The sequence below is a fragment of the Mucilaginibacter sp. genome, assembly GCF_041660805.1.
Taxonomy (GTDB): domain Bacteria; phylum Bacteroidota; class Bacteroidia; order Sphingobacteriales; family Sphingobacteriaceae; genus Mucilaginibacter.
Genome location: NZ_JBAZVP010000036.1, coordinates 1 through 24,401, shown reverse-complemented (window position 1 = coordinate 24,401; position 24,401 = coordinate 1). Strand labels below are relative to the sequence as shown.

Annotated in this window: 21 protein-coding genes; 9 read left to right on the top strand and 12 right to left on the bottom strand. The window is 41.7% G+C overall.

Annotation, left to right across the window (positions count from 1 at the left end; genetic code table 11):
* Nucleotides 1–171 precede the first annotated feature (171 nt).
* From WC743_RS25150 to WC743_RS25140, 3 genes are all read left to right on the top strand, one after another.
* The gene (locus WC743_RS25150; protein ID WP_373016310.1) at nt 172–768 is read left to right on the top strand and encodes an OmpH family outer membrane protein; all 597 of its coding nucleotides are present in this window, start codon (nt 172–174) and stop codon (nt 766–768) included.
* A 99-nt stretch (nt 769–867) separates the two neighbouring features.
* Nucleotides 868–1,338 (top strand): nucleoside deaminase, encoded by a 471-nt coding sequence (locus tag WC743_RS25145; RefSeq protein WP_373016309.1) that lies wholly within the window; start codon nt 868–870, stop codon nt 1,336–1,338.
* Nucleotides 1,339–1,784: 446 nt separating this feature from the next.
* Nucleotides 1,785–2,570, top strand: coding sequence for a hypothetical protein (locus WC743_RS25140; RefSeq protein WP_373016308.1), 786 nt, complete (start codon nt 1,785–1,787; stop codon nt 2,568–2,570).
* A 301-nt stretch (nt 2,571–2,871) separates the two neighbouring features.
* On the opposite strand, the gene kdsA is transcribed toward WC743_RS25140, so the two are convergent.
* From kdsA to WC743_RS25120, 4 genes are all read right to left on the bottom strand, one after another.
* On the bottom strand, nt 2,872–3,651 hold the full coding sequence (gene kdsA, locus WC743_RS25135; RefSeq protein ID WP_373016307.1) for a 3-deoxy-8-phosphooctulonate synthase: 780 nt from the start codon (nt 3,649–3,651) through the stop codon (nt 2,872–2,874).
* Nucleotides 3,638–4,378: a 3-deoxy-manno-octulosonate cytidylyltransferase gene (kdsB, locus tag WC743_RS25130; protein ID WP_373016306.1), complete on the bottom strand. Its 741-nt coding sequence runs from the start codon at nt 4,376–4,378 to the stop codon at nt 3,638–3,640. Before kdsB ends, kdsA begins: the two co-directional genes overlap by 14 nt.
* Before the next feature lie 6 nt (nt 4,379–4,384).
* Nucleotides 4,385–5,320 carry an SIS domain-containing protein gene (locus WC743_RS25125; RefSeq protein ID WP_373016305.1) on the bottom strand — a complete coding sequence of 312 codons (936 nt, stop codon included), beginning with the start codon at nt 5,318–5,320 and terminating at the stop codon, nt 4,385–4,387.
* Between the two features lie 267 nt (nt 5,321–5,587).
* Complete coding sequence (locus WC743_RS25120; protein ID WP_373016304.1) at nt 5,588–6,007, bottom strand: RNA-binding S4 domain-containing protein; 420 nt, start codon at nt 6,005–6,007, stop codon at nt 5,588–5,590.
* An 80-nt stretch (nt 6,008–6,087) separates the two neighbouring features.
* Between WC743_RS25120 and WC743_RS25115 the strand changes: the two genes are divergently transcribed.
* The 6 genes from WC743_RS25115 (at nt 6,088) to miaA (ending at nt 11,700) form a co-directional block, all read left to right on the top strand.
* Nucleotides 6,088–6,903 carry a 2,3,4,5-tetrahydropyridine-2,6-dicarboxylate N-succinyltransferase gene (locus tag WC743_RS25115; protein ID WP_373016303.1) on the top strand — a complete coding sequence of 272 codons (816 nt, stop codon included), beginning with the start codon at nt 6,088–6,090 and terminating at the stop codon, nt 6,901–6,903.
* Between the two features lie 94 nt (nt 6,904–6,997).
* On the top strand, nt 6,998–7,987 hold the full coding sequence (locus WC743_RS25110; protein WP_373016302.1) for a glycosyltransferase family 9 protein: 990 nt from the start codon (nt 6,998–7,000) through the stop codon (nt 7,985–7,987).
* Nucleotides 7,980–8,546 carry an L-threonylcarbamoyladenylate synthase gene (locus WC743_RS25105; RefSeq protein ID WP_373016328.1) on the top strand — a complete coding sequence of 189 codons (567 nt, stop codon included), beginning with the start codon at nt 7,980–7,982 and terminating at the stop codon, nt 8,544–8,546. The genes WC743_RS25110 and WC743_RS25105 overlap by 8 nt, the downstream gene beginning before the upstream one ends.
* 57 nt (nt 8,547–8,603) lie before the next feature.
* Nucleotides 8,604–10,016 carry a CCA tRNA nucleotidyltransferase gene (locus tag WC743_RS25100; protein ID WP_373016301.1) on the top strand — a complete coding sequence of 471 codons (1,413 nt, stop codon included), beginning with the start codon at nt 8,604–8,606 and terminating at the stop codon, nt 10,014–10,016.
* 36 nt (nt 10,017–10,052) lie between these two features.
* Nucleotides 10,053–10,703, top strand: a complete 651-nt coding sequence (locus WC743_RS25095; RefSeq protein WP_373016300.1) for a hypothetical protein — start codon at nt 10,053–10,055, stop codon at nt 10,701–10,703.
* A gap of 64 nt (nt 10,704–10,767) precedes the next feature.
* Entirely contained in the window at nt 10,768–11,700 is a 933-nt protein-coding gene (gene miaA, locus WC743_RS25090; protein ID WP_373016299.1) for a tRNA (adenosine(37)-N6)-dimethylallyltransferase MiaA, read from the top strand.
* 385 nt (nt 11,701–12,085) lie between these two features.
* Here the strand turns inward: miaA and rfbA are convergent, their stop codons facing one another.
* The 8 genes from rfbA to rplA all read right to left on the bottom strand — a co-directional run bounded on the left by rfbA (nt 12,086) and on the right by rplA (nt 24,330).
* The gene (gene rfbA / locus WC743_RS25085) at nt 12,086–12,946 is read right to left on the bottom strand and encodes a glucose-1-phosphate thymidylyltransferase RfbA (protein ID WP_373016298.1); all 861 of its coding nucleotides are present in this window, start codon (nt 12,944–12,946) and stop codon (nt 12,086–12,088) included.
* A gap of 77 nt (nt 12,947–13,023) precedes the next feature.
* A complete protein-coding gene (rfbD, locus tag WC743_RS25080; protein WP_373016327.1) occupies nt 13,024–13,902 on the bottom strand; it encodes a dTDP-4-dehydrorhamnose reductase in 879 nt (292 codons plus the stop codon).
* A 20-nt stretch (nt 13,903–13,922) separates the two neighbouring features.
* On the bottom strand, nt 13,923–14,234 hold the full coding sequence (locus WC743_RS25075) for a DUF3467 domain-containing protein (RefSeq protein ID WP_373016297.1): 312 nt from the start codon (nt 14,232–14,234) through the stop codon (nt 13,923–13,925).
* A 65-nt stretch (nt 14,235–14,299) separates the two neighbouring features.
* A complete protein-coding gene (rpoC, locus tag WC743_RS25070) occupies nt 14,300–18,586 on the bottom strand; it encodes a DNA-directed RNA polymerase subunit beta' (RefSeq protein WP_373016296.1) in 4,287 nt (1,428 codons plus the stop codon).
* 132 nt (nt 18,587–18,718) lie between these two features.
* Nucleotides 18,719–22,522 carry a DNA-directed RNA polymerase subunit beta gene (gene rpoB / locus WC743_RS25065; RefSeq protein ID WP_373016295.1) on the bottom strand — a complete coding sequence of 1,268 codons (3,804 nt, stop codon included), beginning with the start codon at nt 22,520–22,522 and terminating at the stop codon, nt 18,719–18,721.
* A 148-nt stretch (nt 22,523–22,670) separates the two neighbouring features.
* Nucleotides 22,671–23,054 (bottom strand): 50S ribosomal protein L7/L12, encoded by a 384-nt coding sequence (rplL, locus tag WC743_RS25060; protein ID WP_373016294.1) that lies wholly within the window; start codon nt 23,052–23,054, stop codon nt 22,671–22,673.
* Nucleotides 23,055–23,110: 56 nt separating this feature from the next.
* Nucleotides 23,111–23,629: a 50S ribosomal protein L10 gene (gene rplJ, locus WC743_RS25055; RefSeq protein WP_373016293.1), complete on the bottom strand. Its 519-nt coding sequence runs from the start codon at nt 23,627–23,629 to the stop codon at nt 23,111–23,113.
* A gap of 2 nt (nt 23,630–23,631) precedes the next feature.
* Nucleotides 23,632–24,330: a 50S ribosomal protein L1 gene (gene rplA / locus WC743_RS25050; RefSeq protein ID WP_373016292.1), complete on the bottom strand. Its 699-nt coding sequence runs from the start codon at nt 24,328–24,330 to the stop codon at nt 23,632–23,634.
* Nucleotides 24,331–24,401 lie beyond the last annotated feature (71 nt).

Sequence of the window (24,401 nt, the reverse complement as noted above, 5' to 3'; positions counted from 1 at the left end):
TATACACTATGCCTGAGCCGGAATTCACGGAATAAAGAGATTTTAAAGAAGTTTTTTTCAACAATTCAATGTCATTTTTTTGCACATTTGCATATCGGCACATTTGCACATCATAATTAGGAAACTTGTGCTGAAAGATTATCTTTGTCAAAATTTTTTTAGATAAACACAATGAAAATCAATACGTCAATAGTTGCAAAATCAGTTTTAATACTGTCAATTGCTGCCGGTGTTGCTGCTTGCAACCAAAACAAATCAGATACCAAGCCTGCTGCTGCCGGTACTACCGAAGTTTCTGGCAAACAGGATATTGTGTTCTTTAACCAGGATTCAATAGTTTCACAATACGAATACATCAAAGACATGGATAAACGCCTTGAAACTAAAGGCAAAGCCGCTCAAAATGATGTAAACGGTAAAGAACAGGCTTTTCAGCGTGAAGTTGGCGAATACCAAAAAACTGCTTCTACTTTAAGCGCAGACCAACGCACACCTATTGAGCAACGCTTACAACGTAAAGCACAGGAATTGCAAACTTACAAGCAAAACGCAGGTGCCCAGGTACAAAACGACCAGATGAATGAGCAAACCAAACTTTATGAAAGACTGGTTGATTTCACTAAAGCTTACGCAAAAGAAAAAGGCTACAAAATGGTGTTAACCTTCAAAAAAGGCGACCCAACCATGTTATATGGCGACCCGGGATTGGATGTAACTGCTGATGTTATTAAAAGATTGAACGACGCCTACGCCAAAGAAAAAAAATAACAATTATTTGATGTGCAGATGTGCGAATGTACAGATGCTAATAAATAGATTTACAAAACCCCGGCTTTACGTTGGGGTTTTTAATTTAAACAGGTTTTTATGACACACGAACAATTTATGCAGATGGCTATTGAGCTGTCTGAATATAATGTAAAACAGGGTTTGGGCGGCCCATTTGGTGCTGTAATTGTAAAAGACGGAATGGTTTTAGCCCGAAGCGCCAACAAGGTTATCCAAACTAATGACCCTACCGCGCATGCAGAAGTATCTGTAATAAGGCTGGCTTGCCAGGAACTGGGTACTTTTAATTTAGAAGGCTGCGAAATTTATACCAGCTGCGAACCCTGCCCTATGTGCCTGGGCGCTATTTACTGGGCACGGATAGATAAGATCTACTACGCCAATACCAAGGCTGATGCCGCCGCAATTGGTTTTGATGACCATTTTATTTATGACGAACTGGAGAGACCGATGGATAAGCGTAAAATGCCATTTGTACAGCTCATGCGTGATGAAGCCCTGGCCGCGTTTAAGCTTTGGGAAGCATCAGAAGCAAAAACAGATTATTAAAACCGGGATTAAAGGATTTTTCGGATTTTAAGTGAATTTGACGAACTTAACGATGATCCGGAGATGCCCCGCACCTCACAATAACGCGCAAGGATACCTATTGTGCTAAAGCCTATGAGGCTATTTTATTGATTCATACCGGTATTATTATAATAATATCCGGAATATAACTTCTAATAACTTTGCACATTCGGGGCAGGGAAGAGCTTTTGTGTATTTTTTTTCTCTTTCAACAATTTATTAACAATTGCTAATCAGATATATTATGCGTAAATTTATTATAATAATAAGCCTAAGTAATAATATTTCACGGGAGTAGAATTTTAGATATTTATTTGTCCTGGTCTGGTGTACTTTTTGCTGAAGATAATTAGACTATTTGCCACCAAACAAGAAAACTCCAGCAGAGCGAATAAATTTTTATCTCACACTTAAACTTAATCAGTATGAAAAAGATTTTCATTTATGCAGCTTTATTAAGTTGCTTGATTTTAGGATGTAAGAAAAAAGAAAAGCCATCTGAACCAAGCCAGGCAGGTGCATATGAACTTGAAAAACAAGTGCTCAGTCGCGGAGGCAAAGACTCCACGATCAAGAGAACCCAAGTTAAAATTTATACAGATCGTCACTATATGTATGCCAGTATAGTACCCGATTCATCTGTTGGGTTTGGTGTTGGTACTTATACGCTTGACTCGGCTAACAGAATTACGGAACGCAGTATTTATACCAGCAGGGCGCTTGACTCATCCATAACCAATAAGCTTGAAATTACAAGAAGACCCGATGGCTATACCCAGATCATTCCAGACTATGCCACCGTACAAGGTGTAAAATATGTGTTGAAAGAAGACTATAAAAGGTTCGCACCGGCCGATACTTCTGTACTTGACGGTTTGTGGAAAATGGAAAAAACCTATACAATAAAAGGTAAGGATACGATACCAACCGATGTAACGCAGTATAAAATATTCTGGGCGGGGCATTTTACTTTCATACACAGGCTGCCGCGGAATCCGGAAAAAACCAGGTTTAAAAATGGTTTTGGTACCGGGATATTTTCTTTTAGGAATGATACGCTTAGGGAGGAAGAGGTAATATCAAATTACGCCCTTCTGCGTGGTCATAAATTTGCTATTAAGATCACGTTAAATGGCAGGGACGAATATACCCAGGTGATTAACAGTGCTACTAATGGCCAATCTGTAGAAATATACAAGCGGGTTAAATAAAGCCTGGTTTAATATTTTATTAACAGTTCGCCAATAGTAAACTTATGTTATGTCATTGTAAGTTTTAAAATCAGAGGCCTCTGAAGGGAAATGACATTTGCCGGGTCATCCTGAGCTTGTCGAAGGACGTGCGTAAAGGCCACCCCGCGATGCTTCGACAAGCTCAGCATGACCCCATATAACCAATATGTCATTGCGAGCGTAGCGCGGCAATCTCGTCGCCAGTGCATGTTCGCCATACTTACGACGGGATTGCCGCGTCGCTATCGCTCCTCGCAATGACACAATTTTTAATTATCGTTTAACTAATCAGCGATTTAATCAACTCTTCCAGATCTGTTAAATACAACATGTTTGGGCCGTCGCTTAGTGCGTGGTCAGGATCCGGGTGGGTTTCTATAAAGTAACCGCTTGCACCAAACGCCCTTGCAGCGTGGGCCATGTTAGGCACAAACTTTCTGTCGCCGCCTGTTTTGCCGCCAGCACCGCCGGGGCGCTGTACCGAGTGGGTACAATCCATGCAAACCGGGTAACCAAATTCCTTCATATCGTAAATATTCCTAAAATCTACCACCAGGTTATTGTACCCGAATGAGTTTCCTCTTTCTGTCAATATGATCTGCTCGTTACCGGCTTCTTTTACTTTTTGTGCGGGATAAAACATATCCTGCCCTGAAAGGAACTGGGCTTTTTTAACGTTTACTACCTTGCCTGTTCTTGCGGCCGCTACCAACAGATCTGTTTGGCGGCATAAAAACGCGGGGATCTGTAATATATCAACTACTTCGGCTGCTATGCTTGCCTGGTAAGGTTCGTGAATATCAGTAGTTACCTCCAAACCGAATTTCTCTTTTACATTATTCAGCATCTCCATTCCCTTTTCTATCCCCGGGCCGCGGTAGGCATGCATAGAGGTACGGTTGGCCTTATCAAATGACGATTTAAATATCATTGTTACCGGGTACTTGCTTTTTATTTCGGCAACCTTTTCGGCTACAGTATACAAAAGCTCCTGGTTTTCCATAACGCATGGGCCAACAATAAAAAAGGGCTTTTCGGTAATGTCTTTATATAATGCCATTGTTCTCTATTTTTTTGCGTGCATGTTCCAGGTCTTCGGGGGTATCTATCCCCTTTTCAAAACCCTTCACTTCAATCATTTTAATTTTATATCCATTCTCTATCGCTCTTAACTGCTCCAGTTTTTCTGATGCTTCTAAAAACGAAACCGGCAGTTTAACAAACTCGGGCAAAAAGCTTGCCTTGTATGCATAAACACCCATATGCTTTTTATAAGCTGATGCATCATCCAGGATCTTATCCCTCGAAAAAGGTATAGCATATCTCGAAAAATAAACAGCATAACCGTTTACATCAGTAACCACCTTAACCAAATTAGGGTTGTGCAGCTCATCAATTGTTTCAACCGGCGCACAAACACTGGCCATAGCTGCATCATTTTGCTGCATAGCGGTAATTAACCTGTCTATGATGCCGGCATCAAAAAACGGCTCATCGCCCTGTACGTTTATAACAATATCACAGGGGATTTTTGCGGCTACCTCCGCAATACGGTCTGTGCCGCTAGGATGATCATCCCGTGTCATCAACACGTTACCGGTAAATTTTTTGCATACGTTAAATACTTCTTCGCTATCGGCGGCTATCCACACCTCATTATGCAACTCAGATTTAAGGCAGGCCTCATAAACCCGTTGAATAACAGGTTTGCCACCCAGGTCAAGCAGTACTTTTCCGGGCAAGCGGGTTGATTTTAACCGGGCTGGTATAACAATGATCGATCTCATATTGCCTTAAACCTGGTTAAATATCTGGTAAATGCCTGTTACCCGGTTACCTGCATTACGTATCAACAGGGTAGTTATTTTACGTTCCATCATCAATTCTTCGGCTTCGTAAATCAGCTCATTTTCATCAACCAGTATTGGGTTGGCGTTCATGATATCAGTAATAGGTAATGATTGTATGTTTGGATATTTCACCAATCCCCTGCGCAGGTCGCCATCTGTTATCACACCTTCAACTTTCCCTGCTGTACCTACTATTACCATGCCCAGCTTACCTTCAGACATGCGCAAAATAAGTTGGGTAAATGTAGCATCGGGCCCAATAAATGGCAGGGCGTCGGTACGCATCAGGTCTTTAACTTTTACCAGCAGCTTACGGCCCAGTCTGCCGCCGGGATGGAAACGTGCAAAATCTGCCGGACTAAAATCTCTCAGCGTCATTAGTGCAACGGCAAGGGCATCGCCCATAACCAAAGTAGCGGTGGTTGATGATGTTGGCGCCAGCTCAAGCGGACAAGCCTCTTGTTTAACATGTACGTTTAAAGAGAAGTCGGCATTTTTGGCAAGGGTTGAATTGGTATTGCCGGTTATGGCTATGAACCTGTTCTTGTTCCACTTTAAAAATGGGATTATCTTTAAAACTTCCTCTGTTTCGCCCGAGTAGGAGATCAGCAGTACAATATCATCAGCCCCTATCATGCCCAGGTCGCCGTGGAAAGCTTCGGATGGGTGCATAAAAAAGCTGGGAGTACCGGTACTTGTAAACGTAGCGGAGATCTTACAAGCTATATGGCCGGATTTACCCATGCCGCAAACCACCAGTCTGCCTTTGGCATTCAGGATGGCTTCGGCAGCCTGTGTAAACTGGTCGTCAATCATTGCAGCAACATGCTGTAATGATTCTATTTCTATATCAAATACTTTTTGGGCTATACTTTTCATAAGCTGCAGCAGCTCGCGGGTATTAAACTGTGTGCAATATTACTTAATAATATTAAGATGATTAAAAACGGCCGGCTTACATTATTATTTTACCAGGTATAAATCTGAATATCCTGGCGCTGGCTTACTCACCCCGACTACGCTACGCTGGTCGACCCTCTCTGCTGCGCAAAGAGGGTGAAGAACCTTTTTCAATGTTTTACCCTCTTTCCGCTTGCGGAGAGAGGGTGGTCGAGCGGAGCAATGACCGGGTGAGTCATTTACTCCTTAACTTTCCTCAGGCTTTTCCGGTGCGTTCTCAAAAAAGTTATCCTTCAGGTCGTCTGTTTCGCGGCGGTCGCGCTTGGTTGGGCGGCCTGCACCACGGTCGCGCTTCAATATCGGCGCATGAAACATCGATTTAAATGCCGTGGTATGCTCAACCGGAGTGATATCCTGGTAATAATCCACCGCCTTTTTGGCATCAACCCTGTTCTCCAATAAACCCGATACCAGTATTACTTTACGCTCAGGGCCTTTTGAGATCTGGTATCTTTCGCCAATTTTTACCTCGTGCGATGCTTTTATGTTGTTGCTCTCTAATTTTACCCTGCCTGCCTTGCAGGCATCAGAGGCCAGCGTGCGGGTTTTAAACATGCGTATGGCCCACAAATACTTATCAATTCTTAATTTTTCCTTTTCAGCCATGTTCTATTATAATATCTGACAACACAATTAAAACAAATCTCCTTAAAATTCCTTTAATTTGACAAAATTTATATTCATCAATGATCGACCTTAAAAAAATGATTGAGGAGGTTTGGGATAACCGGACCCTTTTAAGCGAAAGTGACTACATCAATGCCATAAATACCGTTATTGAAAGACTGGATAAAGGCGAGATACGCGTTGCCGAACAAATAGGCACACGCTGGCATACAAACGACTGGATCAAAAAAGCGGTGATCCTTTATTTCCCAACCCGCGTAATGGAAGAAGTTAAAGTTGGCCCTTTTGTATTTCATGATAAAATGAAATTAAAAACCGACTACAAACATACAGGCGTACGTGTAGTGCCGCATGGTATTGCCCGTTACGGCGCTTACCTGGCAAAAGGCGTTATCATGATGCCATCGTACGTAAACATTGGCGCTTATGTTGATGAAGGCACCATGGTTGATACCTGGGCTACTGTAGGCTCGTGCGCGCAAATTGGCAAGCATGTTCACTTAAGCGGTGGTGTTGGTATTGGCGGTGTGTTAGAACCTATTCAGGCTTCGCCGGTAATAATTGAGGATAATTGCTTTTTAGGTTCACGCGCTATAGTTGTTGAAGGCGTACACGTTGAGCGTGAAGCCGTTTTAGGTGCTAACGTGGTATTAACCGCATCAACCAAAATTATTGATGTAACAGGCCCCGAGCCGGTTGAATATAAAAGCATTGTACCTGCCCGTTCGGTAGTTATACCGGGTTCATACACCAAAAAATTCCCGTCAGGCGAATACCAGGTGCCTTGTGCTTTAATAATTGGCAAACGCAAAGAATCAACCGATAAAAAGACATCATTAAATGATGCTTTAAGGGAAAATAACGTAGCTGTATAGTGAATAGTTGATTGAGTTGATTAAGTGAGTGGTTCCCATAGTTTCGATTTTTAACTACTCTCTTAATCAACTATTCACCTAATCAACACAAAAAATGAAAATACTGATAAGACTGCCTAACTGGCTTGGCGATGTGGTAATGAGTACCGCATTTGTTAGCGCCGTTAAGCAGCTTTATCCTGATGCCCAGGTTGATGTTATTATTAAAAAAGAGCTGGCAGGCATAGCCACACTTATCCCCGGCATAAATAAGGTACACCCTTTTTCAAAACAGGAACATAGCGGCTTAAGTGGTGTTTACCATTTTGGTAAAGCATTACGCGGCTTGAAGTACGATATTTTCTTTAACCTCCCTCACTCCCTTTCATCGGCAATACTTGCCTGGGCATGCGGCACTAAGCAACGCGTAGGTTTTAAAAAAGAGGGCGGCTTTTTCCTGATGACCAATTCTTATAAAAAACCAGTTAACGTTCACCGGGTTAATGAATATATTTCTTTACTGGAGAATTTTACCGGTAAAACGGTCACTAACAAGCAAATTAAGATAAACACAGGGCAGTATTTAATTTTTAAGTACAATACCTTAATCATCAACTTTAATTCTGAAGCTACCTCCCGCAGGATGCCGCTTAATAAGGGGCGCAGCATTATTAATGCCCTTACCGAAACTTTTAAGGATGTAACCTTTGCCTTTGTAGGTTCGCCTAAAGAAAGCCCATTTATTGATGAGCTGATAACCGGCTTAAACCACAGCGACAGGCTGGAAAACCATGCAGGCAAAACAGACCTTGTAGGCCTGGCCAAATTAATGGCCGGTAGCAAAGCGGTTTTAACAACAGATTCCGGTCCGGCGCATTTGGCTAACAGTGTGGGTGTGCCAACAGTGGTTCTGTTTGGCGCGGGCAATGAAAACAATACCGCTCCGTACAATAAAAAAGATCTTTCGGTGATCCGTTATGGCCAGTTAGTTTGCGAGCCTTGTGTGCGCAATACCTGCAAATTATACGGCGTACCTAAGTGCATGGAAATGTTAGATGAAATAAAAATAATAAATGCATTAAGTTTGTACCTGAATGATGCTTAAAGACGAAGTAAATAAAGCGCTTAAAGTGGTACAGGATGGCGGGATTATCCTTTACCCTACTGATACTATCTGGGGTATTGGCTGCGATGCCACAAATACCGATGCGGTTAAAAAAATATACCAACTAAAACAGCGCGACGAAAGCAAAAGCATGATCATTTTGCTGGATAGCGATAACAAACTGCAAAGCTACATCGCCGAAGTACCCGACCTGGCGTACGACCTGATGGAATATGCAGAACACCCGCTTACCCTGATCATGCCGGGCGCACGTAACATTTCCCCGGCTTTAATTGCAGAGGATGGTACCGTTGGCATCCGGGTAACCAGTCACCCTTTTTGCCAGCAGCTGATACAGCGCTTACGCAAGCCTTTGGTATCTACCTCGGCTAACGTAAGCGGGCAGCCATCGCCTGAGTACTTTTCAAAAATATCACAGGACATTATTGATGGTGTTGATTATGTGGTTGATATTGACCAGTTCAGCACCGAAATTAAGCGGCCATCTACCATCATGAGGCTGGAACCAGGCGGTAGTTTTCAATTTATTCGCCGTTAATTTTAATATCATTAAATTTGTACTGTTCCACATAAGCCGCAACGCGACTTTTTCCTTATGAAACAACATCTGCAACATCCGGTATTTTCTGTAATTTCAAAGCTTGCTGCCGAACAAAATTTACAGGTTTATGCAATTGGCGGGTACGTGCGCGATATTTTCCTGAACCGCCCCTCAAAGGATATTGATATTGTTGTTTTAGGTAATGGTATTGATTTTGCCGAAGCGGTTGCCGCAAAGCTTAATGTAAAAGTGTCGGTATTTAAAAACTTTGGTACCGCTATGCTGCGCTATCAGGATGTGGAGATAGAGTTTGTTGGCGCACGTAAAGAATCATACCGGTCAGATTCCCGCAAACCTATTGTAGAGAACGGCACGCTTGAAGACGACCAAAAGCGCCGTGATTTTACTATCAACGCGCTGGCTATAGCTTTGCACCCCTCACAATTTGGTGAACTGATAGATCCTTTTAACGGCATTACCGATCTGGAGCAAAAAGTGATCAAAACGCCGCTAAACCCGGTAGAAACTTTTTCTGACGATCCGCTGCGCATGATGCGGGCCATCCGTTTTGCCGCGCAGCTTAATTTTAAGATAGATGCCGAAGCCATTGCCGCAATAAAAAGCAATCTCGCACGTATAAAAATAGTTTCGCAGGAGCGCATTACGGACGAGCTAAATAAGATCATCCTTTCGCCAAAGCCTTCCATCGGTTTCAATTATTTGTTTGATACCGGTTTGCTGCATATTATTTTTCCGCAGATGGTAGCGCTTTATGGTGTAGAGATCATTAACGGCAAGGGGCATAAGGATAACTTTTACCATACCCTGCAGGTATTGGATAATATATGCGAAGCTACCGATGACCTTTGGTTACGCTGGGCGGCTATTTTACATGACATTGCAAAACCGGCTACCAAACGCTTTGAACCCGGCCACGGATGGACGTTTCACGGGCATGAGGACAAAGGTGCACGTATGGTGCCTAAAATATTCGCGCAGCTAAAGCTTCCGCTTAACGAAAAAATGAAACTGGTACAAAAATTGGTGCAGTTACACCTGAGGCCCATTGTGTTATCGCAATCTATTGTTACAGATTCTGCAGTGCGCAGGTTATTATTTGAGGCGGGCGATGATATTGAGGGGCTGATGTTGTTGTGCAAAGCAGACATCACTACTAAAAATGAATATAAAGTAAAAAAATACCGTCAAAACTTTGAGCTGGTACAGCAAAAGTTAAAAGATGTTGAAGAGCGCGATAGTATCCGCAACTGGCAGCCCCCTATAAGCGGCCTGGATATTATGCAGCTTTTTGGTATTGGAGAGGGCCGCGAGGTGGGAATTATTAAGAATAAAATACGAGAAGCCATACTGGAAGGTGAGATACCGAATGACCGCGATGCAGCAATTAGTTATACAATTGCAAAAGGGCAGGAAATTGGCTTGAAAGTTGTTGCAAACACAAATTAATATAACATTACTATTTTTGACAAAAATTACTAAAAAATGGCACTATACAGGTTCAGGGTTACTTTTGAGGATTACGATGATGTATCAAGGGATATTGATGTAAAATCAAACCAAACATTTGAGGATCTTCATAAAGCAATTCACCAGTCTACCGGGTATAACCCTGAATATCCTTCGTCCTTTTACATCAGCAACGACCAATGGATGAAAGGTGAAGAAATTACCTATTTACCTAACCAGAAGAGGATTGACCGTAAAATCCCTTTGATGGATAATATAAAACTGAGCAGTTTTATTGATGATCCGCACCAAAAGTTTTACTATACTTTTAACTTCGACAGGCCATTTGATTTTCATGTGGAGCTGATGAAAATTATACTGGAAGATACCCCGGGTACTACTTACCCGGCGGTTGTACGCTCTGTAGGCGAAGCGCCCAAGCAATTTGGCAACGTATTTAACCCAACCGCTGCCGCCGTTGACACACCCGATGAAGATTTTGACTTTTTAAACGAAATGGCTTTTAACCCCGAGGATGCCGAAGATTTTTCTGAGGTGACCGATACCGGTGTGGATGATGTTGAAGAGAAAAAGATTGAGGATGAAGAGGAAGAAGATGAATTTGGCTTTGGCGATGATGAGGAATTTGAAGATGGGGACAAACCCGGCCGTAACGACGATTATTAATATTCAATAGCAAATACTATTTTTAGTCCATGGGACCATAAACTATGGACCATGGACTAAATCAATGAACATACCTTTTACACAACCCACTCTTATTGTTGTAGCCGGCCCAACGGCATCGGGGAAAACCGCGGCGGCAATACAGCTGGCTAATCATTTTAATACAGTTGTAGTTTCTGCAGATTCAAGGCAGTTCTATCGCGAAATGTCTATAGGTACGGCAAAACCCAGCGCTGCCGAATTAGCTGCTGCCCCGCATTATTTTATTGATTCGCATTCTATAACAGAACCATTTTCGGTAGGCGATTTTGAAAAGCAATGCCTGCAATTATTAGATGAGCTTTTTAAGGTGCATAATGTTGTGCTACTTGCAGGAGGCTCGGGATTGTATATTAAAGCGGTTACCGAAGGTTTTGATGACCTGCCAAGCGCTGACATCCACACACGGGACAAACTCAATAACGAATTAGCCGAAAAAGGCATTATAGCTTTACAGGAAAGATTAAAAATTGTTGACCCTGCGTATTATAATGAGGTAGATATTAATAACCCACAGCGCATTATAAGGGCTTTAGAAGTATTTGAGGCAACAGGGAAGCCATTTTCATCATACAGAACAGCCACAGCAAACAAAAGGCCTTTCCATGTTATTAAGCTTGGCCTGGATATGGAACGGGCGGTACTTTATAACCGCATTAACCAGCGTGTGGATATTATGGTTGAGCAGGGCCTGGTTAACGAAGTAAAAGCGCTATTGCCCTATCGCCATGTAAACGCGTTAAATACAGTTGGCTACAGCGAAATTTTTGATTACCTGGACGGAAAAACAGATTTGCCAGCGGCCATAGCAGCCATTAAACAAAACACCCGCCGTTTTGCCAAAAGGCAATTAACCTGGTTCAGAAAAGACAAGGAAATGATTTGGCTAAATGCAGCTGATAAAGGTTTGGTTGATGAGATGATAGTGGCGACTGAGTCGTCAATGAATAATGAGTAGAGGCCTTTCCGGACGCCCTTCGACAAGGGTGACCCACTAACTAACCTACACTGGTTGAAGTTTTCAACTTCGACCTAAAATATTGCAAGAATTCTTCTTGCGTAGTTAAGCTGAAAGCTTTAAAGAATGTAGGACGAAGTTACGCTAAAGCTAAACTTCGACCAGTGAGGGGGCTAAATGCAGCTGATAAACATCTTGTAAATAATATGTTAGCAGCGATTGAATCGTCAATGAATAATGAATAGAGGCCTTTCCAGCACGCCCTTTGACAAGCTCAGGCTGCCCCGGCCTTTGTTGGGTCATGGTGAGCTTGTCGAACCATAGTGGGCAGGCCTTCCCAGCACGCCCTTCGGCATACTCAGGGTGACCCGGCAATAAATATCTACTAGTCAAGCAATGATTGCAGGTATGCGCCGTAGCCGCTTTTCAGGTATTTGGTAACCAGCACTTTTAGCTGTTCGTCATCAATAAAGCCCATCAGGTAAGCTACTTCTTCAATACAACCTATCTTTTTGGCCTGGCGTTTTTCTATCACCCGCACAAATTCGGTTGCATCGCTTAACGAATCAAATGTACCGGTATCCAGCCAGGCTGTACCCCTATCCATTACACCAACATTAAGGTTACCCTGCTCCAGGTAAACCTTGTTAACGTCGGTTATCTCGTACTCGCCCCTGGGCGACATGGGGATATTCTTGGCGATCTCAACTACTGTATTATCATAAAAATACAATCCCGGTACCGCGTATTTTGATTTTGGATTAACCGGTTTCTCTTCTATTGATACCGCTTTGTAGTTATCATCAAACTCAACAACACCATAACGTTCAGGATCAGCAACCGGGTAGGCAAAAATAGCCGCGCCATCAATATCATTAAAGCTTTGTATCAGTTTGCTAAAACCTGATCCGTAGAAGATGTTATCACCCAATACCAGGGCAACCTTATCATCTCCAATAAATTCTTCGCCAATAACAAAGGCCTGGGCCAAACCATTAGGTTTTTCTTGTATAGCGTATTCAAACCGGCAGCCTAATTCGGCGCCATCGCCCAGCAGGCGTACAAAACCGGGGTTATCTTCAGCAGTGGTAATGATCAGTATCTCTTTAATACCGGCAAGCATTAATACCGATAGTGGATAATAGATCATGGGCTTATCATAAATAGGCATTAATTGCTTACTTATTGCTTTGGTAATAGGATAAAGCCTTGTGCCCGAGCCGCCTGCTAATATGATACCTTTCATTGGAGAATAATTAGTGATTTATTGAATTAGTGAGTTAGTGGTTTCAAGCCAAAAGATTGATGTACCTATGATCCTAATTAGTTTTGTTGTTTTAACTTGTCAATACAAATAGCAAGGCTATCCCTCCAATACGGGATCTCTATATTAAATATTCTTTTAATTTTGGCTTTGTCCATAACAGAATATGCCGGCCTTACGGCGCGTGTTACATATTCGCTGGTAGGTACAGGTAAAACTTTCACTTCGGTGGCCGACAGGTCAAAAATTGCTTTTGAAAAATCATACCATGATGCTACACCTTCATTGCTGTAATGGTAAATACCGTATTCCTTACTATCAGATGTAATGATGTTTATTATAGCATCTGCCAAATCCATTGCATAGGTTGGTGTACCAACCTGGTCTGATATCACTTTTAACAGATCCCTTTCGGCACCCAGTTTTAACATTGTTTTTACAAAGTTGTTCCCAAATTCTGAGTATAACCAGGCGGTGCGCAGTATAAAGTAATGGCCCAATAAACCGGGGATAACCAGTTCGCCATCCAGCTTGGTTTGGCCGTAAACGTTTATAGGTGCGGCTTCATCGTCCTCGGTAAGTGGCTTGGTTTTATCGCCGGCAAAAACAAAATCTGTTGATACCTGGATGAGTGTTGTTTTGTAGGTGAAGCATAGCCTGCCCAGGTTCTCTACACCTGTTTTATTTACTAATGAGGCGGTTTCTTCATCGTCTTCGGCCTTGTCTACAGCGGTATAGGCCGCGCAGTTAATAACATGTGTTGGCTCATGCCTGGCAAAAACGCTTTCCAGTCCGGCTACATCCAATATGTTTGCCTCATTTTCGGTAGGAAATATTAAAAAGTCAAGGTTGTTATTCCCGGCAATTTTTTTAAAACACTGGCCCAACTGCCCCGAAGCGCCAAAAACAATAACTCTTTTCATTTTCCGTGCTAATATTGCAATAATAACGTATCCTTTTATGCCTGGCCCATGGTTCCGCCAAAGTTCATGGGGAAACCGGTTGGGTCATTAGGTATTTTAACACCGCCATTAGCAGTTTCAAACTTATCTATATTATCTTCTAATGCAGATAAAAGCCTTTTAGCATGCTCTGGTGTTAAAATGATCCTTGATTTTACTTTTGCTTTAGGGATACCCGGCATTACACGAATAAAATCGAGCACAAACTCCGAGCTGGAGTGTGTTATGATTGCAAGGTTAGCATAAACGCCCTCTGCAACTTCTTCAGAAAGCTCAATATTAAGTTGGTTTTCGTTTTGTTCTTCCATGGCACAAAAATAGCAAAGCCTTCTATTTTCATAAAAGGCTTTGCAAAAGTATTTAAAAAATCTGATTAAGCTTCTACTTCTTCAGATTTTGAAGCCATAAGGCGATCAAATTCTTCCTGAGAACCTACACGGATATTTTCGTATTCGCGTAAACCTGTTCCTGACGGAATTAAGTGACCTACAATAACATTCTCTTTCAACCCAAGCATTAAGTCTTTCTTACCTGCTATGGCTGCTTCGTTCAGTACTTTTGTAGTTTCCTGGAACGATGCTGCTGAGATGAATGATTTTGTACCTAATGATGCTCTGGTTATACCTTGTAACATCGGGCTTGAAGTTGCTGCAATTGCATCCCTTACTTCAACCAATTTTAAATCTTTACGTTTTAAAATTGAGTTTTCATCCCTTAGTTTTCTCAGAGATACGATCTGACCTGATTTTAAAGTTGCTGAATCACCTGGTTCGGTAACAACTTTCTTATCAAACATTTCGTCGTTCTCCATCATAAAGTCCCAGCTATCAACTGCTTCCCTTTCAAGGAAACGGGTATCGCCGGCATCTTCAATGGCAACTTTCTGCATCATCTGGTGCACAATAACTTCAAAGTGCTTATCATTTATCTTCACACCCTGTAAGCGGTAAACTTCCTGGATACCGTTAACAAGATACTCTTGTACTGCAGCAGGGCCTTTAATTGCAAGGATATCTGCCGGAGAGATAGAACCATCAGACAATGGCATACCTGCTTTAACAAAGTCGTTATCCTGTACAAGGATGTGTTTAGATAATGGCACCAGGTATTTTTTAACCTGGCCGTCTTTACTTTCAATGGTGATTTCGCGGTTACCACGTTTAACACCACCTAAAGTTACCACACCATCAATTTCGGTTACTACAGCCGGGTTAGATGGGTTACGTGCTTCAAATAACTCGGTTACACGTGGTAAACCACCTGTAATATCTCGCGTTTTACCGGTTGAACGAGGAATTTTAGCTATAACTTGCCCGGTTTGCAGTTTCTCACCTTCTTCAACAGCAATGTGAGCGCCTACCGGGATGTTGTAACCTTTTATAACGTTACCTTTATTATCAATAATTTGTATAACAGGGTTTTTAGTTTTATCCCTGGTATCAATAATTACTTTTTCGCGGTGACCTGTTTGTTCGTCAGACTCCTCACGGAAAGTAATACCTTCTAATACCGCCTCAAACTGTGTTGCACCGGCAAATTCAGATATAATAACCGCGTTGTACGGATCCCATGAACAAATACGATCACCTTTATTAATTTTTGCACCATCCTGTACATACAGGTATGAACCGTATGGAATGTTGTTGGTAACAATAATTTTGTTGGTACCTGCTTCAATAATGCGGAACTCGCCAGAACGGCCTAATACCACATCAACATTACCATCTTCAGTTTTATATTCAACTGTACGTACGTTCTCAAATTCAATGATACCATCAAACCTTGCGTTGATCTGTGATTCAGCCGCGATGTTTGATGCGGTACCACCCACGTGGAAGGTACGTAAGGTTAACTGTGTACCCGGCTCACCAATTGACTGTGCAGCAATTACACCAACAGCCTCGCCCATTTGCACGCGTTTACCGCTTGCAAGGTTACGGCCATAGCATAAAGCACATACACCACGTTTGCTTTCGCATGTTAATACCGAACGTATTTCGATACCTTCTAATGGTGAGTTCTCAATTCTCTTACCAATTTCTTCGGTGATATCCTCACCTGCAGAAACCAGCAGCTCGTTAGTGATAGGGTCATGAACATCATGCAGGGTTGTACGGCCTAAAATACGGTCATATAACGGCTCAACAACATCCTCATTATCTTTCAATGCAGTTGTGTAGATACCTCTTAAAGTACCGCAATCAACTTCACCTACAATCATATCCTGGGCTACGTCATGTAAACGACGGGTTAAGTAACCAGCATCAGCTGTTTTTAACGCCGTATCCGCCAAACCTTTACGCGCACCGTGGGTAGAAATGAAGTACTCTAATACCGACAAACCTTCTTTAAAGTTTGAAAGGATAGGGTTTTCAATAATCTCACCACCTGAACCTGATTTTTGAGGCTTAGCCATCAAACCACGCATACCTGCAAGCTGACGGATCTGCTCTTTAGAACCACGTGCACCTGAGTCAAGCATCATGTAAACAGAGTTAAAGCCCTGGTTATCGTTTGATAGGATGTTCATCACATTCGCTGTTAAGCGGTTGTTGATACGTGTCCAGATATCGATAATTTGGTTATAACGCTCGTTGTTGGTAATGAAACCCATGTTATAGTTACCCATAACATCTTCTACTTCTTTTGAAGCCTGGGCTATCAAAGTAACTTTTTCTTCAGGAATGTTAATATCCTTCAGGTTAAATGATAAACCACCCTGGAATGCCATTCTGAAACCTAACTCCTTAATATCATCAAGGAACTGGGCTGCACGTGCCATACCGGTCATTTTCACTACTTCACCAATAATATCACGCAGTGATTTTTTGGTTAACAGCTCATTTATATAACCAACTTCAACAGGTACATGCTCATTAAATAGCACGCGGCCTACAGTAGTTTCAATTATTTTAGTTACGATGTTACCATCGCGTTCTTTAATTCTTCCTTTAACCTTGATAAAGGCGTGCAGGTCAATTTTCCTTTCGTTGTAAGCGATGATCACTTCTTCAGAAGAATAGAAAGTTAAACCTTGTCCTTTTACAACGCGTCCTTCATCTGTTTTACGGCCTTTAGTTATGTAGTACAAACCAAGCACCATGTCCTGAGAAGGTACTGTAATAGGCGTACCGTTTGCAGGGTTAAGAATGTTGTGAGATGCAAGCATTAATACCTGGGCTTCCAAAATTGCCGCGTTACCAAGTGGTACGTGAACAGCCATCTGGTCACCGTCAAAATCCGCGTTAAAGGCGGTACAGGTTAATGGGTGCAATTGTATAGCCTTACCTTCAACAAGTTTTGGCTGGAACGCCTGGATACCTAACCTGTGCAGCGTAGGCGCACGGTTTAATAATACAGGGTGTCCTTTTAATACATTCTCTAAAATATCCCAAACTAATGGGTCTTTACGGTCAACGATCTTTTTGGCAGATTTTACTGTTTTAACCACACCACGCTCAATCATCTTGCGAATGATAAATGGTTTAAACAGCTCGGCAGCCATATCTTTTGGTAAACCGCACTCGTGTAATTTAAGGTTAGGCCCTACAACAATTACCGAACGTGCCGAATAATCCACACGTTTACCTAATAAGTTTTGACGGAAACGGCCTTGTTTACCTTTCAGGATATCTGAAAGAGATTTCAATGCACGGTTACCTTCAGTTTTTACCGCGTTAACTTTACGTGAGTTATCAAATAACGAATCTACAGCTTCCTGTAACATACGTTTTTCGTTACGTAAAATAACTTCCGGTGCTTTTATCTCAATTAAACGTTTTAAACGGTTATTACGGATAATTACACGACGGTAAAGGTCATTTAAATCTGAAGTAGCGAAACGGCCACCTTCCAGTGGTACTAACGGGCGCAATTCAGGAGGTATAACCGGAACGATCTTAACGATCATCCATGATGGGTTATTCTCAATCCTTGTAGCCGCGCCACGGAAAGCTTCAACAACCTGTAAACGTTTTAATGCTTCGTTTTTACGCTGCTGAGAAGTTTCATTTGCTGCCTGGTGGCGAAGGTTGTATGACAACTCATCTAAATCAATACGGCGCAATAATTCTTCAAGTGCTTCGGCACCCATTTTAGCCACAAATTTTTGTGGGTCTTTGTCATCCAGGTATTGGTTTTCTTTTGGTAAAGTATCCAATATATCCAGGTATTCTTCTTCTGTAAGGAAATCCATTTTTGAAATTCCGTCACCTTCTTTAATACCCGGCTGTATAACTACATATCTTTCATAATAAATGATCAGATCCAGCCTTTTTGTTGGTAAGCCCAGCAGGTAACCAATTTTATTTGGTAACGAGCGGAAATACCAGATATGCGCAACAGGCACCACCAAATTGATGTGGCCCATACGCTCACGGCGTACTTTCTTTTCAGTTACTTCAACACCGCAACGGTCACAAACTATACCCTTATAACGGATACGTTTGTATTTACCGCAATGGCACTCGTAATCTTTTACCGGACCAAAAATACGCTCGCAGAACAAACCATCACGCTCAGGTTTGTAGGTACGGTAGTTGATGGTCTCAGGTTTCAAAACCTCACCGCTTGAACGCTCAAGGATAGATTCCGGAGAAGCTAAACTGATAGTAATTGTGGTGAAATTACTCTTGATTTTATTATCCTTTTTGTAAGACATAGTCTCCTTTGTTTTTAATGTTGAATTAGCGATTTAGTGAATTAGTGATTCAGAACCACTTGCTTACTATGTTGAATTAGTGAGGAATAAATTGTGATAAATCACTAATTCAATCCCTCACTAAATCACTAATTATTCTAAAGTGATATCCAAACCTAAACCTCTTAATTCATGAACCAATACGTTGAATGATTCAGGAACCGATGGTGTTGGCAGGTTTTCACCCTTAACAATAGCTTCGTAGGTTTTAGCACGGCCAATAACATCATCCGATTTAACGGTTAATATTTCTTGCAGGATGTTTGATGCACCAAATGCTTCTAATGCCCAAACCTCCATCTCACCAAAACGCTGACCACCAAATTGTGCTTTACCACCCAATGGCTGTTGTGTGATAAGAGAGTACGGCCCGATAGAACGTGCGTGCATCTTATCATCAACCATGTGGCCCAGTTTAAGCATGTAGATAATACCTACAGTAGTTTGCTGATCAAACCTGTCGCCTGTTAAGCCATTGTATAAATAGGTACGGCCTGATTCTGGTAAGCCTGCTTTTTTAACCCACTCTTCTACTTCGGTATGGCTTGCACCATCAAAAATAGGAGTAGCGAATTTAACACCAAGCTCTTTACCAGCCCAACCTAATACGGTTTCATATATCTGGCCCAGGTTCATACGTGAAGGTACACCCAGTGGGTTCAACACAATATCAACCGGTGTTCCGTCTTCAAGGAAAGGCATGTCTTCGTCACGTACAATACGTGCAACAATACCCTTGTTACCGTGGCGGCCCGCCATTTTATCACCCACTTTAAGCTTACGCTTTTTAGCGATGTAAACTTTAGCCATTTGCACGATACCTGATGGCAGCTCATCACCCACACTGATAGCGAATTTATCGCGACGGTAAGCACCCAGCTCTTCGTTAACTTTAATGTTGTAGTTATGAAGTAAGGTTTTTATCTGATCGTTTTTATCGTCATCAGTTGTCCATTTAGTTGGGTTGATGTTTTCGTAGTTAAGCTCAGTAAGAATTTTCTGAGTAAATTTAACTCCTTTAGCTACATAAAGCTCTTTGTAAACGTTGTAAACACCTTGTGATGTTTTACCGTTCACAATCTCAAATAACTTCTCAATAAGCGTGTTTTTAAGATCTTTTACTGCTTTATCATGTTTAACATCAAGCTTCTCTATCTGTGCTTTTTCTTCGGCCTTAGTGGTCTTTTTAGCACGTGAGAATAATTTTGTATCAATAACAACACCCGCGATAGACGGCGGAGTTTTTAAAGATGCATCCTTAACGTCACCTGCTTTATCACCAAATATGGCACGTAACAGTTTTTCTTCCGGTGAAGGATCTGATTCACCTTTTGGAGTGATCTTACCTATCAGGATGTCGCCTTCTTTAACCTCGGCACCAACACGGATGATACCGTCTTCGTCAAGGTCTTTAGTGGCTTCTTCTGATACGTTAGGGATATCCGGTGTCAATTCCTCTTCGCCGCGTTTAGTATCACGTACTTCAAGCTCAAACTCTTCAACGTGCAATGATGTAAATATATCCTGAGACACAACGCGCTCAGATATTACAATCGCATCCTCAAAGTTGTAACCCTGCCAAGGCATGAACGCCACTTTAAGGTTACGCCCTAAAGCAAGCTCGCCGTTTTGTGTAGCGTAGCCTTCGCAAAGCACCTGTCCTTTTTCAACACGCTGACCTTTCTTAACGATTGGTTTTAAGTTGATGGTAGTGCTCTGGTTAGTTTTCTTGAACTTAGTTAACAAGTAACTTCTTGTATCACCGTCAAATGAAATTAAACGGTCAAGATCGTTACGGTCATATCTAATTTTTATCTCGTTAGCATCAACATACTCAACCACACCATTGCCTTCGGCATTGATAAGGGTACGAGAATCTTTTGCCACGCGACCTTCCAAACCTGTACCTACAATTGGCGCTTCGGGACGTAACAATGGTACGGCCTGGCGTTGCATGTTTGATCCCATCAAGGCACGGTTAGCATCATCATGCTCCAGGAACGGAATTAATGACGCCGCGATTGATGTGATCTGGTTTGGAGCAATATCCATCAGATCCAGTTTATCCGGATCGATAATAGGGAAGTCACCTTCAAAACGTGCTTTAACACGTGGATTAGCGAATACACCTTTATCATCATAATACGCGTTGGCCTGGCCGATAGTTTTACCATCCTCATCTTCTGCAGATAAGTAGATAACCGGCTCATCAACCTGTACTTTACCATCAACCACACGTTTGTATGGTGTTTCAATAAAGCCTAAGTTGTTAATTTTGGCGTGTACGCAAAGTGACGATATCAAACCAATGTTTGGTCCCTCAGGAGTTTCAATAGTACATAACCTACCGTAGTGGGTATAGTGTACGTCACGAACCTCGAAACCTGCACGCTCACGTGACAGACCACCGGGCCCAAGGGCTGACAGACGACGCTTGTGCGTGATCTCTGCCAGTGGATTGGTTTGGTCCATGAACTGTGATAACTGGTTAGTTCCGAAGAACGAGTTGATCACTGATGATAATGTACGTGCGTTGATCAGGTCGGTTGGTGTGAACACCTCGTTATCACGAATGTTCATACGCTCACGAATGGTACGGGCCATACGTGCTAAACCAACACCAAACTGTGCATATAACTGCTCACCAACGGTACGCACACGACGGTTTGACAAGTGATCAATATCATCCACCTCAGCTTTTGAGTTGATTAATTTGATCAGGTATTTCACAATCGCGATGATATCCTGCTTGGTTAATACTTTTGTTTCGTCAGAAGTATTCAGCTTTAATTTACGGTTGATGCGGTACCTGCCCACATCGCCCAAATCATATCTTTTATCAGAGAAGAATAAACGATCAATGATACCACGGGCTGTTTCTTCATCAGGTGGTTCAGCGTTACGTAATTGACGGTAGATATGTTCAACCGCTTCTTTCTCTGAGTTGGAAGTATCTTTTTGTAAGGTATTATATATAATAGTATAATCACCACTGGTGGCAGCATCTTCCTTGTTAAGGATGATGGTTTTTACACCTGCATCAATGATCATATCAATATGGTCGTCTTCCAATACGGTTTCGCGCTCAAGGATGATCTCGTTACGGTCAATAGATACCACTTCACCGGTATCTTCATCCACAAAGTCTTCAACCCATTTTTTAAGCACCCTTGCAGCAAGCTTACGGCCAATGAATTTCTTCAGGCCAGATTTGCTCACCTTAACCTCGTCAGCCAGCTCAAATAATTCTAATATATCTTTATCAGAATCATAGCCAATTGCACGCAGCAAAGTAGTAACCGGGAATTTCTTTTTACGGTCAATGTATGCATACATCACGTTATTAACGTCTGTGGCAAACTCAATCCATGATCCTTTGAAAGGGATAACACGGGCCGAGTATAATTTTGTACCGTTAGTGTGGCGGCTTTGGCCAAAGAACACACCTGGCGAACGGTGTAACTGTGATACAATTACGCGTTCGGCGCCATTAATAACAAATGTACCTTTAGGTGTCATATAAGGGATGGTACCCAAATAAACATCCTGTACAATTGTTTCAAAATCTTCGTGTTCTGCATCATTACAGCTCAGGCGAAGTTTTGCTTTTAAAGGCACGCTATAAGTTAACCCGCGCTCAATACACTCGCGTATATCGTAACGTGGCGGATCAATAAAGTAATCAAGAAACTCTAAAACGAAGATATTCCTTGAATCAGAGATCGGAAAATTTTCGGCAAATACTTTAAACAACCCTTCTTTGTAGCGGTTGTCTGACGTGGTTTCCAATTGAAAAAATTCCTGGAAAGATTGTAACTGTACATCCAGAAAATCGGGGTAATCAAGTACCTTTCTGCTGGTTGCAAAGTTTACTCTTTGGTTATTATTGTTTGCCAAGGTATTATAATTTTAGTTTATTAATAAACCTGTAATGTGGTTGATAAAAGTTATTCCTGAACCTTAATCAACGATGGGGGTAATATAAACAGCAATAGACCCCGACCAAAAATGGTCGGAGTCTGATGCTATTGTGTGTGAGGTTAAATTATTTAACCTCAACTACTGCTCCGGCTTCTTCTAATTGTGCTTTCAAAGATTGAGCTTCTTCTTTAGTTACGCCAGTTTTAACCTCTTTAGGTGCACCGTCAACTAAATCTTTAGCTTCTTTCAAACCAAGGCCAGTTAAGTCTTTTACTAATTTAACAACTGCTAATTTTGAGCCACCTGCTTCTTTCAGGATAACATCAAACGCAGTTTGCTCAGCAGCAGCTGCAGGAGCGTCATCGCCACCACCAGCAGCCGGTGCAGCAGCAACAGCTGCAGCAGCAGGCTCAATGCCATACTCATCTTTCAAGATCTGAGCTAATTCGTTTACTTCTTTTACTGTTAAGTTTACCAACTGTTCAGCAAACGCTTTTAAATCCGCCATTTTATTTTTTATTTTTACTTATGCTTTTTGTTTAATATCGAACTTTAAGGTGTTCGTTAACCTCTTTCTTGTAATGTTTTTACAACACCTGCCAGTATATTTCCGCCTGATTGCAATGCAGAAATAACGTTCTTTGCCGGTGATTGCAGTAAGCCTACTATCTCGCCTATCAGTTGTTCCTTTGATTTTAGTTTGGTCAAAGTATCTAACTGATTATCGCCAATGAAAATTGCTGAATCGATGTATGCTGCTTTTAAAAGTGGTTTGTCACCAGCTTTTCTCAGTTTCTTGATCAGCTTTGCCGGAGCAGTTGCTGATTTTGAGAAAAGGATTGTTGAAGAACCTTTTAATACTTCATATATCGGAGTGTAATCACCTTCTGCAGCCTCCATAGCTTTTTCAATTAAGCTATTTTTTGCTACCAGCATGGTGATATCATTTTCAAAGCATTGACGACGGATATTGTTCACTTTTGCAACCGTTAGATCAGACGTATCAGTAATATAGAAATTACCATACTCTTTCATCTGCTCAGTAAGGGCAAGAACAAGGTCGTATTTTTCTTCTTTATTCATGATTAAATTCCCGCTACTGATTTAGTTTCAATTGTAATACCCGGCGACATTGTTGAAGAGATATGTATGCTCTTAAAATATGTGCCCTTTGCTGCTGATGGTTTTAATTTAGAGATAGTTTGCAATACTTCTAATGCATTCTCATAAATTTTATCAGCAGTGAAAGATGCTTTTCCTATTGAAGTGTGAATGATACCGGTTTTATCAACCTTGAAATCGATCTTACCACCTTTTACCTCAGTTACAGCTTTTCCAACTTCTGGAGTTACTGTTCCTGATTTAGGGTTTGGCATAAGGTTACGTGGGCCTAATATTCTGCCCAAACGACCTACCTTAGCCATAACGCTTGGCATAGTAATGATAATATCAACATCAGTCCATCCGCCTTCAATCTTGGCAATATAATCATCCAAACCTACAAAATCCGCACCTGCATCTTTAGCTTCTTGTTCCTTATCAGGAGTACAAAGCACTAATACACGTACAGTTTTACCGGTTCCATGAGGTAAGGTAGCTATACCACGTACCATTTGATTGGCTTTACGTGGGTCAACTCCTAAACGTACATCAATATCAACAGATGAATCAAATTTGGTATTGGTTAATTCCTTTACCAGTGATGATGCATCTTGTAATGTATACGATTTGTTAGCCTCAATTTTGGAGAGTGCCGCTTTTTGATTTTTTGTTAATCTAGCCACTGTCTTAAACTGATTTGTATAAATTAATTAATTCCAGGGTGCCGTACCTGATACGGTTATCCCCATACTGC

What these genes read in the sequence shown, in the direction of transcription:
- rplL (WP_373016294.1), bottom strand. Translation starts at nt 23,054, where the DNA reads ATGGCGGATTTAAAAGCGTTTGCTGAACAGTTGGTAAACTTAACAGTA.
- WC743_RS25150 (WP_373016310.1), top strand. Translation starts at nt 172, where the DNA reads ATGAAAATCAATACGTCAATAGTTGCAAAATCAGTTTTAATACTGTCA.
- kdsB (WP_373016306.1), bottom strand. Translation starts at nt 4,378, where the DNA reads ATGAGATCGATCATTGTTATACCAGCCCGGTTAAAATCAACCCGCTTG.
- WC743_RS25095 (WP_373016300.1), top strand. Translation starts at nt 10,053, where the DNA reads ATGGCACTATACAGGTTCAGGGTTACTTTTGAGGATTACGATGATGTA.
- miaA (WP_373016299.1), top strand. Translation starts at nt 10,768, where the DNA reads ATGAACATACCTTTTACACAACCCACTCTTATTGTTGTAGCCGGCCCA.
- WC743_RS25145 (WP_373016309.1), top strand. Translation starts at nt 868, where the DNA reads ATGACACACGAACAATTTATGCAGATGGCTATTGAGCTGTCTGAATAT.
- rplJ (WP_373016293.1), bottom strand. Translation starts at nt 23,629, where the DNA reads ATGAATAAAGAAGAAAAATACGACCTTGTTCTTGCCCTTACTGAGCAG.
- rpoC (WP_373016296.1), bottom strand. Translation starts at nt 18,586, where the DNA reads ATGTCTTACAAAAAGGATAATAAAATCAAGAGTAATTTCACCACAATT.
- kdsA (WP_373016307.1), bottom strand. Translation starts at nt 3,651, where the DNA reads ATGGCATTATATAAAGACATTACCGAAAAGCCCTTTTTTATTGTTGGC.
- WC743_RS25100 (WP_373016301.1), top strand. Translation starts at nt 8,604, where the DNA reads ATGAAACAACATCTGCAACATCCGGTATTTTCTGTAATTTCAAAGCTT.
- rfbA (WP_373016298.1), bottom strand. Translation starts at nt 12,946, where the DNA reads ATGAAAGGTATCATATTAGCAGGCGGCTCGGGCACAAGGCTTTATCCT.
- WC743_RS25125 (WP_373016305.1), bottom strand. Translation starts at nt 5,320, where the DNA reads ATGAAAAGTATAGCCCAAAAAGTATTTGATATAGAAATAGAATCATTA.
- WC743_RS25140 (WP_373016308.1), top strand. Translation starts at nt 1,785, where the DNA reads ATGAAAAAGATTTTCATTTATGCAGCTTTATTAAGTTGCTTGATTTTA.
- WC743_RS25105 (WP_373016328.1), top strand. Translation starts at nt 7,980, where the DNA reads ATGCTTAAAGACGAAGTAAATAAAGCGCTTAAAGTGGTACAGGATGGC.
- WC743_RS25115 (WP_373016303.1), top strand. Translation starts at nt 6,088, where the DNA reads ATGATCGACCTTAAAAAAATGATTGAGGAGGTTTGGGATAACCGGACC.
- WC743_RS25075 (WP_373016297.1), bottom strand. Translation starts at nt 14,234, where the DNA reads ATGGAAGAACAAAACGAAAACCAACTTAATATTGAGCTTTCTGAAGAA.
- WC743_RS25120 (WP_373016304.1), bottom strand. Translation starts at nt 6,007, where the DNA reads ATGGCTGAAAAGGAAAAATTAAGAATTGATAAGTATTTGTGGGCCATA.
- WC743_RS25110 (WP_373016302.1), top strand. Translation starts at nt 6,998, where the DNA reads ATGAAAATACTGATAAGACTGCCTAACTGGCTTGGCGATGTGGTAATG.